Raw genomic sequence first — 14306 nt, 5'->3', positions numbered from 1 at the left:
CTATGGAGTACCTATAAATAATGAATGTTGAATTACAAGTTGCCACTTCAAGTCATGTTGAAGACGTCCTTACGCTACATTACCGTTATCAAGTCGACTCAATCAGTGATCAAGATAGAGCGGATGGTTTTATCACCACAGCATTTACAAAGGATCATTTAACCCGTTTAATCGAAGATGAAAATGGACTATTTATTGCAACCGTTGACGGGAAAATAGTTGCTTATGCGATGGCTGCTTCCTGGGGGTTCTGGTCACAGTGGCCGATGTTTGAATTTATGGTTAAAAACTTACATGACTCAACCTGTTTAGGGCAGGTTATCAACGCTGATAATTCTTATCAGTATGGTCCGGTTTGTGTTGATAAATCGGTTCGAGGTTTAGGTGTCTTTGAAAAAGTGTTTGAGTTTGCATTAGCGCAAATGTCAAAACGATACCCGATCATGGTAACTTTTATTAATCAAATAAATCCAAGATCTTTTCGTGCACATACCACTAAAACATCATTAACGGTGATTAAAGAGTTTGGGTTTAATAACAACCAGTATTACAAGTTAGCTTGTAAAACTGCATAGCTTAACATCACGATTAACCCTTTAAGAATTAAGGCTTCTATGGCGTCGCATAAACGATAAAATGACGCTATATTTAATTTATTTCACCTACTAAGGCACACTAAAAATGAATACCAACTTATCGAAAATGACCATTCTCTTACATTGGTTAACGGGCTTAACTTTTATTCTGGTGTTATGTCTCGGTCTGTACTTTGATTACCTACCTAAAGGTCCTGAAAAAGGCGAAATAATCGGATTACACAAGTCTTTTGGTGCGATTCTGTTTGTCGTCGCACTAATTCGATTATGCTGGCGTTTCAAAGAGGGCAGTATCACTAGTATCGCTAAATTAACACGTATGCAGTCAATCTTAGCCACTTCGATTCATCATCTATTATTATTAGCAACCATGCTGATGCCGATCTCGGGTATAACAATGAGCATCAGCGGTGGACGTGGTCTTAGTGTGTTTGGTCAAGATATTGTTGCGGGAGGGGGAGATAAAATTGAGTGGTTAGGTTCAATTTCTCATACGATTCATACTGGCGCGGTGAATGTGATTCTACTTATCTTATTTTTACATGTTGCCGGTGCTGTTAAGCATCAGTTTATCGATAAAGATGGCACGATTAGTCGTATGTTAGGTAACTTCCATAAGTAACCTCTATAAGTAGCGTCCATAAGTAACCTTCATAAGTAGCCTTCATAAGTAACTTAGCTATTTATAAAAGCCAAAATAAAAAAACACCCTCAAGCTAACTTGTAGGGTGTTTTTTTTTACCTTTAGATTCGACTAGGGCGTTACGTTTGTTATTTCATTGTAACCATAATGGTGCTGAAGACAGGCTATGCTTGAAGCTGCTTTTTGATAGTTTGGATGTCCTTATCTTTCCTGATAAATGACTTTAATTCGAAAACGAATTCACTTCCGGCTCAGTAAGATAACGCCACTCACCCACTTCAACATCCAATTGTATCTCACCAATTTTCTCACGATGTAAGCTCACAACCCGATTGTCCACAGCCGAAAACATACGTTTAACCTGATGAAATTTACCTTCGGTGAGCGTCAGCAATACTTCTTTCTCTGCGACGATCTCTAAGATTGCAGGGCGGGTTAACTGCTGTTCACCTTGCAACTGCACACCATGGGAAAATTGATTGGCAACATCATCGCCAATAGTACGAGATAGCCCCACCCGATATACTTTTTGGCAATGTTTCGTCGGAGTAATAATATTAAAAGACCAACGACCGTCATCAGTCACCAATACCAACCCCGTTGTATCCGCATCCAAACGCCCAGCGACATGTAGCTCTGATACATTATCAACATCAATATAGTTAAATAATGATGGATAGACTTCATCAATATTAGAACAAATAGTACCAGCGGGTTTATGCATGAGGATATAACGCGACGCTCTTGCTATCAGTTTCTCGTTATTTAATGTGATGTAATTATCTTCGTGGACTTGAGTTGCAACATCACACACGACGGCATCATTCACCACAACGCAACCCGTATTTATCATTGCAGTTGCTTGCGCGCGAGTTAATCGCGTGCTTTTACAAACAAATTTATCAAGACGCATTTATAACTGACCTACCAATTTATACGACACCACGTATAGCTGATCTATACCAGGATAAATATCTTGGATCACCTGCTTCAGCTCAGCTAATGTCATATTTTCTTGTTCAGCATGAAAATCAGATAATGCGGAAAATGAGATAGGCTCTACAGCAAGGATAGCTAATTGACAAAATTCACGCCCCGTCTCTAATGTCGAAACCGTCACGACCGAATTTGGCACATAATGCAGCTCCGTTTCATCACGGATAGTAATGGTTTTTTTACCACTGAGAATATCTGTTTCAAAACGTTCGAAGAATGTCATTGTGGTCGGGGTTAGAACTGGCGTTACCATCTGGGGGTCATCTATAAAATTAAGAGTTAACCATTATATCAAGATAAAACCCCATTAAACCAATATTAATGATGCTTGCTATGGTGCACTTATCACCGCCACAGGGAAGATCTTGTCATACGCTAAATTATGCACATAAGCGTAAACCAAATAAAAAATAACCATACCCAGATCGAGGATAAACGCATCCTATAAACTCAGGTCTAAAACCCGCGCCATAACAAGAATCGTTAAAAATAATAAGCCAGTTTCAAAACCTAAACAGTGGCCAACACGAATTAAGCCTGTTTTCGTTACTGCGCCGGTTTTCTTTTTAATTAGAAGATCCAACTTCTAGTTTATAAGGCGCTTTGGGGCATATATGGACGCCCCGGTTATTGCAAGTTTTAATGAGGATAACAGTCTGCTGTCATATATCTGACGTCTTGGTAGGTTATCAATAACCTGCGCCATGATGTAATCCGAATCCTGTCTCCTAATCACAAAGTCGACATTTAAATGCCAAGCCCCAAAGCAGGTTTTTACAGGAACGGTTGACCGTTTTTCATCAAGCATTGCAAACTTAAACTAGGGTGTAAATTGCTCTTATCTATTCTTTCTATTGATTAACTATGCAGTTTTAAATGCACAATTCGCTTTAAATTCATCATTGTTGTAACGATTACCCAAGCAATACGCGTTAATTTATTGGCTAAGGCCACAATTGCTTTTGTTTTACCGCTTCGCAATGCAAGTGCATTGAACCATCGACTTAATGCATCCGTTCGTTCAGATGTATATTTAGAAACAGATCTTGCTCCATGAATGAGTAAGGCTCTGAGTTCGTTATTGCCATTTTTGGTTATCTTTCCAAGTTTTGTTTTACCGCCGGAACTAAACTGTCTAGGAACTAGGCCACACCATGCAGATAACTGACGGCCATTCGAAAACTGTTTTCCTGAACCAACTTGGCTTAAAAATGCAGCGGTTACAATTGGGCCAAATCCTGGGATCGCTAATAAGGCTTGATAACGTGGTTGTTGTTTACAAAGCGCTTCAAGCTCTAGGCTCAATGACTTTATTTCATTGGTGAGTGTGTTGATTTCAGTAAGTAAATCCTGAAGCATTCTTCTCATTACAACAGATAATTCATTATCAGGGTCTTCTAAAGCTATAGGTACTTGCTCTCTTAAGCATTTAAAACTTTTAGCTATTATCACTCCATACTCACTGGCTAAGCCTTTCAGTTGATTTGCAGCAGCTAGTCGCTGCTCTACTCTTCGTTGCCTGATGCACCTTATTGATTTGATGTCTTGCAGTTCAATTGTTTTAGTTGGGACGCCATGCACATCTGGTCTAAATGCTGATTCGCATATAGCGCGAGCATCATTTGCATCATTTTTTTGATGGCCTACAAATGGTTTTACATGTTGAGGAGGAATAAGTTTTATTTCAAATCCCATTTTAGCAAATGTACGAGCCCAGTAGTTTGAACTGCCACATGCCTCCATTGCGATTAATGTACCTTCTGGAAATTGACGGACGACATCTAAAAGGCGAGCTCTGGTCACTTTTTTATTGGAATGTATCTTGTTTTCGTCAGTAAGAACGCAGACTTGAAAATAATGTTTTGCTAAATCAATACCAACCACTTTAATATCCATGCAATGCTCCTTTGATTAAACGAACTAATCTAATTATGGCAAAGGTGACGCCAATTGGTTACTAGGGAGGGGCGTCCATCACATCACAAAGCGACTTAGAAGTTTATTAATAATCGTAACTAAGGCAGTAGCTAAAATCACTTAGCCACTGCACTCTTCAGGTTATTCTATTTCATCAGACTCGTTGATGTTATCTATATTATCAACACTATCTTGAATTTGCTGTTCTGTATTCTCAATTACAGACTCAATGTTATTCTGAACATTTTCGATACTCGTTTGAATTTTGTTTAAAGAGCCATCTTCTAGTGCGTTATAAACTTCACCACCATAAGTAATTAGTGCATAAATCGTCAAAGCAAAGAGTCCCGCTAAACCTGTTATCGTTGCCACTAAAATTTTAATGATCATATTCTTTTAACCTTATTCATTATGTTCCGTTCATTAAGCCTGTATTTATCGCTTGATCGATAACGAGTCAGCATCGATCGAAATTTGATCCCATTCTTTACCGACTTCACCAACGATGGTCACTCGTGTTTCTGGGGTCACTGTGTTGTTCTGGAACAGATGATTGTCAATTTCAACTTCTATTTCACCGGTTTTATCTTTGAATACGTAGTCTTCATCACCTAACGTAGAAGTAATATGACCTGTTATTGAAACCAATGTGTCGTCTTGCGCATCTTGAACTTGCGAGACAGTTAACTCTGGCACTGAATTAGGACCTTTAAATCCACCTTGTTGAACAGGTGTAATCGCTGCAAAGCTAACGCTAGTAAAAACAATAAGTGGCACGATACATAATTTTTTAAACATAATTTTATCCTCACAAAAATAAGTCGCCTCTTAAGGCACATTATCAACTCACTTTTTAACGCTCTAGTAAATTAATATGTGGGTATCATGTATGAAAGAGTGTGAAGCAAATGTGAAGGTTTTTTATCCATTCAAATTAAATGTAAAAATAGCGTATTAGATAAAAATGACGCTATTTTACTTAACGTGAAGAGGTTGAAAGACGGGAGGTTATCAACGGTAATGCCGGCTAACTTTTCGAGCTGATAATAACTAAAATTTTACAAGGGCAATAAACGCTTCACCAGTATCTTTACTGGTAAAAATCCAGCCCATGCGCTCACAAACGCGTTCAACAATCACTAAACCACAACCATAACCTGCCTGGTAAGTTTCGTTTCCTTGGTGGCGATTGGTAATGGTCAAATGTTGCTGTTCTAGGCTAACTTGGATGTCGGCAACGCTGTAACTAAATGCATTTTTAATGAGGTTATTGATCACGATAAAAACAAAGGAGGGTGGGCACTTTATCGTTGCAGGGTGATCCAGCGATAGAGAGTAATCCAATCCTTGTTTTAAAAATAAAATTTGTAACTCATTGAGTTGTTTTTTAAGCGCCTCTTCAAGGTTAACCTCTTTATAATGTACCTCTTCAATGGATTCCTTGCCTAATAATAAAAAGGCTTCAGACAATACCTGCATGTCTTCGCAGGCTTGTTGTACACGTTTAATTGCTTTTTGTGCAACAGGCGGCTGGTTGGGGATTCTGGCTAATAATTCAGAGGATCCTTTGATAACCATGATGGGTGTACGTAATTCATGAGATGAAAAGCGACTAAACTCAGTTTCTCGTTGAAAAAAACCTTCAATATCTTTTTTATTATTAATAAAGGTTTGTTCTATATGGCGTGTTTCACGGTATTTTGTTTCTGCTTCAGACATTTTCTGGTTAGGGGTCATTAAACTGATTTTTTGCTCAATGGCAAGTAATGGCTTCGATAATAAACGCATAAAATAAAAACTGTAAATCACGACGCCAAGTGCAATAAATAAACCGAAGAATACAATATAGCTATGTAGACTTTCTTCGTATATATCTAAAAAATCATCGGCATCTTTTTTGAATACGATATACATTAAACCTTTGCCAGAGGGGTGATTTGCGATGATGAAGTGCTTGTCTTCCGTGCCTAATAAGTGCTCATTGAACCCAATTTTCTGAAATGGCGCTAACCATTTAGGCATTTCACGTTCCGTCCAATAAGTATCAAATTCGGCTGTGTTGGGCAACTTAGTACCTAAACCATAGATGGCATATTCTTTTTCGTAGCGATCTAATTCAGTATCTAACCAATGGTGCAAACTAATCACTTCAAGTTTGCTTTCAGCAAGATAAACCGTTGAGCCAAAAACCGCAAATATCACTAATAAAGAGATGCTTAAATGGCGTCTTATATGGCGATAAATACTTGGATATTGTTTATTATTCTGATTTAAGTCGGAAGCCTTGGCCATGAATAGTCTCTAGTCGGGATTCATTTTTCCCTTCAGCAAGTTTAGTGCGTAAACTATACACATGACTGCGCAGTGCATCGCTAGAAGGGCTTTCATCTCCCCATATTGCTTGTATGACTTCTTGTCGACTTACAATATTGGGCGCTTTTTTAAGTAATACTTTCAGAATAGTTAACTGTATGGGGCTAACTTTAATATTTTTACCGGCACAATTAACTTGTCCACTTTTTACATCAACACTGATATCCGCAAAGCTTAAGTTGCCAATGTTTTGGCGCACACCACGATGAGATAGAGCCTGTAGGCGTAAGCTCAATTCTTCTAATGCAAAAGGCTTGACCAAATAGTCATCACCGCCTGCTTTAAATGAAGCTATTTTATCTTCAAGCTGATCTTTAGCAGTTAGGAAGATAATTGGCGTATTGCAAAATAATTCTTCACGTAATTTTCTCACCGCTGTAATACCATCCATTTTGGGCATCATAATGTCCATGATAATGGCATCGTAATGATTATCTTCCACTAATGCTAACGCTGCTTCTCCATGATAAGCAAAATCAATGGTCATGCCTTCTAGTTCAAGGTAATCAGCAATGGTCTCTGCCACGCTATGTGTATCATCGACTATTAATATATGCATGTAGCACCTTTGCAATATAGTTTTATAAATTTGAACTGAAAAACTATCTTAGAAAAGATGCCTATTTTAAGCAATCTATTATCAGTTGATAATCAATGTATCCGCATCAACTGAGATCTCACTCCACTCTTTATCTATTTCGCCAACAATTGTGACTAACATTTCAGGCGTTACTGTGTGTTTTTTAAGCAAATGATCATCAATTTCAACTTGGATACGGCCAGTGCCATCTTCAAACCAGTAATTTTCATCGCCATTTGAAAGTACAATATGACCTTTAAGAGAAACAATCGTGTCATCTTGTGCTTCTAACGCTTGTTGAATAGTCAATTCAAGCTCTGAACTCGGCCCTGAATATCCCCCTTTTTGTGCAGGTTCAAAATTAGCAAAGCTAAGGCTAGAAAATACAATAAGAGGTAACACTAATAATTTTTTAAACATAGTTTTTTCCTTACTAAATAAATTGAGTTGAGCATAAATTTGTGTCAGTAACAGGGCTTTTATGTCTCGTGTTGCTTAATGTGTAGCTACTATATCGAGTAAGGTGTGAAGGAAATGTGAAGGGAAATTTTAGAATTTTTTGTCGGTTAAACTAGTTTTGGCCAAGTCTGTCTGTAGGTTGATGAATCATGTTCTAAATAGCACTGTTGGGGGGGAATAATCTTGGTCATTTTTTTATGGGTTTCTAAGGCAATGGGGGCGTTAGCTTTCTGGGGGGCAAAGGGGCACATTGCGACTTAGAAAAATAAATGATTTAACTCTAAATTAGTGGCTAATTTAGCGATGCTACAACACTTGGGTATTCGGAGTGATGATTAACAGGCTTGTGTATTTGAACGTGCTCATAGTGCTTATATCGACACGACTTTTACAACTAACTGAGCAAAGTGGTCAGCAGTCATATATAGGCTACACTCGCTAAATTTAAGCTTAAAACCCCATAAGCATTTTTGTTTATGGGGTTATTTTTATTATCAGTTATCGAATATCGTGAGTAATAAAAGTAATTCAATGTATTATTTTATTACAGGCTGTTGATAAATATCAGTTTCTGAAATCACTTTGAATTGATCTGCGATATTCCCCTGTAATCCATTTTGAGCATAACGATCAATACGTGGAATAACTGCGACATGTTGATCATTCCAGTTCATATTACCTAAATCTAAATACACATCACTAGGCGCCAATAATGAATTGAAACGATAATGAAGGTTTGTTAAATCAGAAATAGATTGAAAGTACGTTGCGACTCCGTAAGAGTCATCTAAATTTGTTTGTTTCATTATTTTTTCGCCAACTAATTGATCTTCAGCTGGTAATGGAACACCTGGTACAAAAGTCGTGGTTCCCAGTGCTGAATACATGAACCCATAAGCTGCATTCATACCGTCACTTGCTTTAATATTTGGAAAATTATCTAACCAATACTGTGCTTTTTGAAAGCGATCTTCAGCACTTAGCGTATTTGGAAAAGTACCGTCGTTAGCATCAATTTTATGTTGCTTAGCATTGCTCATCTGTGTTTGTAAATTAGGTGGGTTAGTCATCACTTGGTATTGTTTTCCATGGAAAATTTTCACTTCTCCATTTTGGATTTCAATAATAGCAGAATCACCAGAGGCATCCGCCATTGATAAATGCTTTGGACTCTCTGAGTAACTATAGCCACCATGTACCGCTGTTAATCGTAATTGCTTCATTGCATTTACAGCCTCATTGACTGTTGCAAAGTTATCTAGAACGTAACTTACCCAATGGTCAGCTTGTAAAGTTGGTTTATCGTTATCAATATCAACCTGCTGATCTATTTTACCTTCATTAAAGTATAAGGTTCTCGCTGTTAGCCCCTTTTCATTCATGCCATCCATTGGAAAACGGTTATTTGCATATACTGCTATATTTCCATACTTAACATCCCATTTAACAGCATGTTTCGGATCATCAGTGCTACCAATACGGCTTACACCATGAGGCGTTTTAACTAAGGTTGGTGAAGAGGCTGAGAAGTAATCCTCATTACGCCCTACCATTACAAAATCATTGTCAGTGTTCCACAGCATACGAGTGCAAGCATCAACAGTGGTAGGTAAAAGTGTAGAGACTGAAATAGCGGCAGTAATACAAGCGGCGATCAATTTTTTATTCATGGCGGTATACTCAATTAGAAATATTATGCCATTATTCTATTCTCTCTGATAAAATAAACCTCCCGCATTAAGGGGGGAGTTCCCCCTAAAAATAACGATGGATTAGGTTACTTATTGACTCATTTTAGTTTTACCCAACTCAACTCTTTTGTAACGGTGGCGCAAGTGAAAAGCTTCACTAAAGCAGCTGCGGTATTACGTAAAGATCGTAAAACGATCAGTGAACACATCGAATATTTTGAAATCAATCTTGGTTATCCGGTCTTTAGTAAACTTGGCAGAACATTGGTATTAACCAGTAAAGGGGAGCTACTTTATCGCCGTGCTCAGTTATTAAGTGCCGATGTGAGAGCATTTGAGCGTTTTGCAATGAGCTTAGACTCTGCAATTACAGATAGAATTTCTATCTGTTTCGATGAGTCAATACCCTACTCTTGGTTAAAAAGCCTTCAGAGCTTATGTGGCGATATTAATGTCACCCTTGATTTAGTCAAAGTCACGCGTGAGTACGGCGAAACTTTATTGAAATCTGGCGCCTGCCAATACGGGTTGTTTTTAGCTAAAGGTGAAGTGATTAATGCAGAGTTTTATTGGAAATCACTGCCTTCTATTTCAATGTCAGCTTTTACACTACGTAATAATATTATTGCCAATACATCAGTAAATACATTACGAGATTTAGCTAAATTTAAACAACGAATCTATAGTCAGACCCCATCAGTTCGTTATCGCTATCCGCTCATTGTTTCAGATGATCACGTTATAGAAAGTGACTTAGAACTATTATTAGCAGGCCTTACTAGCGAGCAGAACTGCTGGGCATTTATTCCAAACCATCTCAGCGCACGTGTACCTGATATATTCACAAAAGTTAATCTTGATATAGTACAAGCAAATCAAGAAATTAAGCTGCAGACTGTACTTCTTTGGGCATCTAGTCAGCCTAACGGTTATGATGCGATCATTAAACTTACCGATACATTCTCAATCTAATAGTAATTAATACCGCAACGAGTCAGGTTGTTGTGGCTAAGTAATATTGGCCACAAATTTATAGGTTTCTAAATTGCTTTGGGGGCGAAAGCGAGTTAGCTTTCTAAGGCGGAAAGTGACACAAAGTGTCTTAGGAAAATTACCACTTTACCTCTAAATTAGTAGCCATAATCACTGTTCCATTACACTATATTTATATAAAACCTAGGAAGTAATTGTATGAAAGTTGCAATAGGTAATGACCACGCTGGACTTGAATTAAAGCAGAAGCTTGTCACTCATATTGAAAATAAAGGCCATACCGTTATTGATATGGGTACAGGAAACAAGGAACGTACACACTCAGCGGTCTATGCAGAAAAGGTAACCAAATTAGTTAAACTTAAACGCGCAGATATGGGAATATTAATCTGTGGTACAGGCGCAGGAATGAATATTTGTGCTAACAAAGTTAATGGTATAAGAGCTGTGATGGGCTTTGAACCCTATACGGTTGAGCAGGCTAGGCGACATAATGACACCAATGTACTCACTTTGGGAGCCTTAACTATTGAGCCGACACTAGCAATAAAACTAGTTGATATTTGGCTGGAAACTGATTTTGATGATAATGAAACTAGGCGATATAGGCTGCATTTAATAGAAGAAATTGAAAACGATCAAAATGAGAATTCCATATAAGAGCTAAGGGCTGATAGACAACAATGTCTAAAAGACCCTGAATATATTAATGCAAACTAGCTCCGTTATTTTGAGAAGGGGCATGGGTCAGTTTTTTTATTTTGCATTACTTAGTATTTAGCCACCGTTTTATAGGTCTCTAAGGCGATTGGGGGCGAAAGCGACTTAGCTCTTATTGTGCTACTACAATCGAGCGATAAGTTTATAGGTACCGATTAATCTTTCTCTAAATCTTCCAAAGACCGCTGCATCATTTACTCACTACTATAAAATCGTAAAAACGCTAGACAGAATTGAATCGAATTTCCCTTTTGTAAGAAAAGGGAAATAGAATTTAGGTTACTTTTTATTGAGCTGTTAAAGGCTCTATATAAGCCTTTGTTCCCCATAATGGAACAGTTGAAAGGCTATGTTTGAAACTGCCTGATGTTTCAGTTGTAGAGTAAGATACGTACATTAAGGTTTGATTATCAGCATCGTATATTCTTCTTATTTTCATTGTTTTGAAGAAGATGCTTTTAGATTGTTTGAAGACCACTTCACCTGATTTGCTTTTATCTATTTGAGCAATCATTGCTGATGTTATCTCGCCTGTTTGTCGACAAGAGATAGAGCTATCACTTGGATCAGAGATGCTGAAGTTATCTTCTATTGAAGCGATATGACAAGTGACGCCTGAGACTAGTTCATCGTTTAAGATATTTAGTTTTATATCTTTTAAGGTGAACATGCCGAGTGATACATTGCCTACTTCATCCTTGGAGAAACCTTTATAGATAACCAGCGCAACCACCAGTAGCAGTATCAGCGATCCATAAATTTTTATCTTTTTTAACATTTTCATTCCTTAGTTTATTAAAGCTACTGAGAACAGTAGCTCGGTTTTACTTGTTACTTTTTAAAATCCCAAGACAGGTTAGAAACCAGTTGGCATGCATCACACTTGAAATCAAAAATATCAAAAAGAGGAGCTTCTAAACGCCACTCTTCACCACAACTTGGGCATTTACGCTGTTGTTCATCTTCTAGGCTAGTGCCTGCAACGCGGTATAGGTAGTAGTAAGTAGGCACTTTGGTGACAAACTGAATACGCTTAGCAAGGTTGCTACCACGGTAATAAAGTTTACTATCAACCTCTCCCATCTCCTTTAAGATAGCGCTAGAAACTGCCGAACCATTCATCTGCAATTCATCACAATTGATCCACTCTTCCTGCCATTTAATCACGCTTTTACGATCACCATTACTGATTGCTTCTGGGGTGCGGTAAAGCGGGATTGGTTGCAATGTATCGCCACAGCGCAGTGGAGAACAAGTATCTAAAAAAGTGGTATATAAAACTTGCCAACTTGGCGTGAAACCTGGTGCGCATTCTAATGAGTTCAGATCTTCTGCGACGGTCTTAATTTTGGGAGCAAGTAAGCCTGCTTCTGTTAATTGGGCCAATGCATGTTTTACCTGTGGACTATTGAATTGCTCATCCAAGCTGTGCTCTTCTGGGCAGACAAGTCGCGTAGTAAAGGTTGCATCAAGCATCGCAATCGGAAATTCTCGGCCTAAAATCTGACCGTTATAGCGCAACATATCAAAGTAATTATTGATCGCACGTTCAATCGCTGCGTATTGGGTATTTTTGTAACACTCAAAGGTGAGTTCTTTAATAAACACTTATTGTTTCTCTTTTAGTTTTTTAAGCTCGGCTTTAAGCTGTTCAATTTCATTTTTTAGTGGTGCTAATTGCTGCTCTATTTTCGCATCTAATAACTGATCAAAACTGCCAGTTGCAACTGTTGCATTGTTAATTAATGCGGGCTCTGTTGGTGTGTTGATCTGTTTATTAGGATTATCTTGCCACATTTTCAAGCCTTGAATAATGGTTGGCAGCGGTACATTTTTTGGCAGTCTCGCTTTGATCAGTGCGGTATTAGGGGTTTTACCCTCTTTAACAATCTGCTGAGCAATGAGAATAATTTTATCCATGGGAAACCTTAATGAAGTTGATCGGTTGATTCAAAAGAGCGATACACGGGGAGCTCGAAACGAGGACGATGTAGACCGGCTAAAAATAGTTTACCTTGATAGCTATTTTCATTGTCGCTGCTAAATTCAAAGGAAAAACTGGCCAGTAAAAAATCAGGACCAAGCTTAAAGTTGAAATTAGATCGCGACACGCTAAGCAGTTGTAGGTCTAACTTAACGCACTGTTTTTCAATGAGCTCTTTTGCATATTCCGATTGTTGTCTGAGTTTCCAGATAAGTGTTGCCACAACGACAACAAGAAGAATAAAAAGCAGGTCGGTCACTATTTTTCCCCTTGTGGTGCGGCGGAGAACAGTAATCCAATCGCTTTTGACAAGGCTGGCGAGCGTGCCGTTAAACGCAGCTGTTTTAATACCTTTTCACGCAGTGCCGGAATAGCAACGAGATCTACAAATAGCTGTGGAAATAGCGACGGATGATGATTTGCGAGTGCTTCAAAAAAGCGATTCAGCAATGTTTCATCTTCTAGCATCGACCAACAACGTCCAGCAATACAGACATACCAATGCTCATTATGGATAAGGTCAGAGTTAAACTGCTGTTCAAGTAACGCTTTGCTAATACCAACTGCAGGCGCACTAGAAAGAGCGCGTAATAGTAAAATCGCATTTTCTTGATGGTTCGCTTTTAATTCTGCCTTCGCTTGTTGAGCGATTGCCGTTGCTAAATCGGTATTAATATCGTGCTGATGCTCTAAACATAATGATAGCGATTGCAGGGGTTGTTGAGGCAGGTGTGGCAAGGCATTGATTAATGTTTGCTGGTTATTATCATAATTGAGTCGTGCTGCCAGATCGGCAATGCCTTGAATACCTAACTCTTGCCATTCACTCCAACGTGTTTGTCCTGAGAAATAACGTAATGCCGCCGGGTAAAAGGTGGAAGCAGGGCGCACAAAGTTAGTATTCATAATCGCATTGAAAATAGCGAGCTTTTCAGCGGCAGGTTTAAATACAAAAGGGTTACTCGCAAGACGTTCTTGCAGGTCTTCACTTATATCACCCGTTAAGTTTTCACCCATCGCTTCAACCACCATTTTAATAAAGCTAGTTTGCGCTGTAATGCTTAACAAACCTTGCTCATCTACAGGTAGTTTTAAAAACCAAATAAAGTGATCCTGTAACTGTTTATTGACCTGCCAAAAGGTTAATGCAATATAGGCGTGTTGCTGGATAGGGTAAGGATAAGGTTGTTTGTTTTCAGCAACCTGTTGAAAAGCACTATTGGAAATTTTAGTGACTTTACGGCCCAAATCGTAAATGCGGAATTGGCATTGAGCCTGCTGTAAAAAATCGGTAAGCGTATTTATATTCATAACAAAGGTTTCATTTATCCGTAACGTGGTGAGATGATAGCAA

The 14306-nt window shown here is 38.4% G+C and carries 18 protein-coding genes and 1 pseudogene; 4 read left to right on the top strand and 15 right to left on the bottom strand.

Annotated features, from left to right (window positions below; all coding sequences use genetic code 11):
- Positions 1 to 20 precede the first annotated feature (20 nt).
- Both QQK09_RS02140 and QQK09_RS02135 read left to right on the top strand, forming a co-directional pair.
- A complete protein-coding gene (locus QQK09_RS02140; protein ID WP_284202461.1) occupies positions 21 to 575 on the top strand; it encodes a GNAT family acetyltransferase in 555 nt (184 codons plus the stop codon).
- A gap of 106 nt (positions 576 to 681) precedes the next feature.
- Complete coding sequence (locus tag QQK09_RS02135) at positions 682 to 1218, top strand: cytochrome b (protein WP_284202460.1); 537 nt, start codon at positions 682 to 684, stop codon at positions 1216 to 1218.
- A 244-nt stretch (positions 1219 to 1462) separates the two neighbouring features.
- Here the strand turns inward: QQK09_RS02135 and QQK09_RS02130 are convergent, their stop codons facing one another.
- From QQK09_RS02130 to QQK09_RS02085, 10 genes and pseudogenes are all read right to left on the bottom strand, one after another.
- Positions 1463 to 2152, bottom strand: a complete 690-nt coding sequence (locus QQK09_RS02130) for a pseudouridine synthase (protein ID WP_284202459.1) — start codon at positions 2150 to 2152, stop codon at positions 1463 to 1465.
- Positions 2153 to 2488 (bottom strand): N(4)-acetylcytidine aminohydrolase, encoded by a 336-nt coding sequence (gene yqfB / locus QQK09_RS02125; RefSeq protein ID WP_284202458.1) that lies wholly within the window; start codon positions 2486 to 2488, stop codon positions 2153 to 2155.
- A gap of 78 nt (positions 2489 to 2566) precedes the next feature.
- Positions 2567 to 2818, bottom strand: a pseudogene (locus QQK09_RS02120) (chlorhexidine efflux transporter).
- A 275-nt stretch (positions 2819 to 3093) separates the two neighbouring features.
- Positions 3094 to 4131, bottom strand: a complete 1038-nt coding sequence (locus QQK09_RS02115; protein ID WP_284202457.1) for an IS110 family RNA-guided transposase — start codon at positions 4129 to 4131, stop codon at positions 3094 to 3096.
- Positions 4132 to 4293: 162 nt separating this feature from the next.
- A complete protein-coding gene (locus QQK09_RS02110) occupies positions 4294 to 4542 on the bottom strand; it encodes a hypothetical protein (protein ID WP_284202456.1) in 249 nt (82 codons plus the stop codon).
- A 45-nt stretch (positions 4543 to 4587) separates the two neighbouring features.
- Positions 4588 to 4950: a YgiW/YdeI family stress tolerance OB fold protein gene (locus QQK09_RS02105; protein ID WP_284202455.1), complete on the bottom strand. Its 363-nt coding sequence runs from the start codon at positions 4948 to 4950 to the stop codon at positions 4588 to 4590.
- Between the two features lie 252 nt (positions 4951 to 5202).
- The gene (locus tag QQK09_RS02100) at positions 5203 to 6444 is read right to left on the bottom strand and encodes a sensor histidine kinase (protein WP_284202454.1); all 1242 of its coding nucleotides are present in this window, start codon (positions 6442 to 6444) and stop codon (positions 5203 to 5205) included.
- Entirely contained in the window at positions 6413 to 7084 is a 672-nt protein-coding gene (locus tag QQK09_RS02095) for a response regulator transcription factor (RefSeq protein WP_284202453.1), read from the bottom strand. The genes QQK09_RS02100 and QQK09_RS02095 overlap by 32 nt, the downstream gene beginning before the upstream one ends.
- Before the next feature lie 81 nt (positions 7085 to 7165).
- On the bottom strand, positions 7166 to 7525 hold the full coding sequence (locus QQK09_RS02090; protein WP_284202452.1) for a YgiW/YdeI family stress tolerance OB fold protein: 360 nt from the start codon (positions 7523 to 7525) through the stop codon (positions 7166 to 7168).
- Between the two features lie 575 nt (positions 7526 to 8100).
- Positions 8101 to 9234 (bottom strand): linear amide C-N hydrolase, encoded by a 1134-nt coding sequence (locus QQK09_RS02085; protein ID WP_284202451.1) that lies wholly within the window; start codon positions 9232 to 9234, stop codon positions 8101 to 8103.
- 114 nt (positions 9235 to 9348) lie between these two features.
- Between QQK09_RS02085 and QQK09_RS02080 the strand changes: the two genes are divergently transcribed.
- Positions 9349 to 10227, top strand: a complete 879-nt coding sequence (locus tag QQK09_RS02080; RefSeq protein WP_284202450.1) for a LysR family transcriptional regulator — start codon at positions 9349 to 9351, stop codon at positions 10225 to 10227.
- A 219-nt stretch (positions 10228 to 10446) separates the two neighbouring features.
- Positions 10447 to 10908 (top strand): ribose 5-phosphate isomerase B, encoded by a 462-nt coding sequence (gene rpiB / locus QQK09_RS02075; RefSeq protein ID WP_284202449.1) that lies wholly within the window; start codon positions 10447 to 10449, stop codon positions 10906 to 10908.
- 346 nt (positions 10909 to 11254) lie between these two features.
- On the opposite strand, the gene QQK09_RS02070 is transcribed toward rpiB, so the two are convergent.
- From QQK09_RS02070 to QQK09_RS02050, 5 genes are read right to left on the bottom strand one after another with little or no spacing between them, the layout of a single operon-like run.
- Positions 11255 to 11746, bottom strand: a complete 492-nt coding sequence (locus QQK09_RS02070) for a CreA family protein (RefSeq protein ID WP_284202448.1) — start codon at positions 11744 to 11746, stop codon at positions 11255 to 11257.
- Between the two features lie 53 nt (positions 11747 to 11799).
- Positions 11800 to 12576: a Zn-ribbon-containing protein gene (locus QQK09_RS02065; protein ID WP_284202447.1), complete on the bottom strand. Its 777-nt coding sequence runs from the start codon at positions 12574 to 12576 to the stop codon at positions 11800 to 11802.
- A complete protein-coding gene (locus QQK09_RS02060; protein ID WP_284202446.1) occupies positions 12577 to 12888 on the bottom strand; it encodes a hypothetical protein in 312 nt (103 codons plus the stop codon).
- Between the two features lie 8 nt (positions 12889 to 12896).
- Positions 12897 to 13211, bottom strand: a complete 315-nt coding sequence (locus QQK09_RS02055; protein ID WP_284202445.1) for a DUF3301 domain-containing protein — start codon at positions 13209 to 13211, stop codon at positions 12897 to 12899.
- Complete coding sequence (locus tag QQK09_RS02050; RefSeq protein WP_284202444.1) at positions 13211 to 14263, bottom strand: DUF3549 family protein; 1053 nt, start codon at positions 14261 to 14263, stop codon at positions 13211 to 13213. Before QQK09_RS02050 ends, QQK09_RS02055 begins: the two co-directional genes overlap by 1 nt.
- Between the last annotated feature and the right edge of the window lie 43 nt (positions 14264 to 14306).

This window comes from Psychromonas marina, from assembly GCF_030161115.1.
Lineage (GTDB): Bacteria > Pseudomonadota > Gammaproteobacteria > Enterobacterales > Psychromonadaceae > Psychromonas > Psychromonas marina.
Note: the sequence above shows the minus strand (reverse complement) of the source record. Positions and strands in the feature narration are given on the sequence as shown.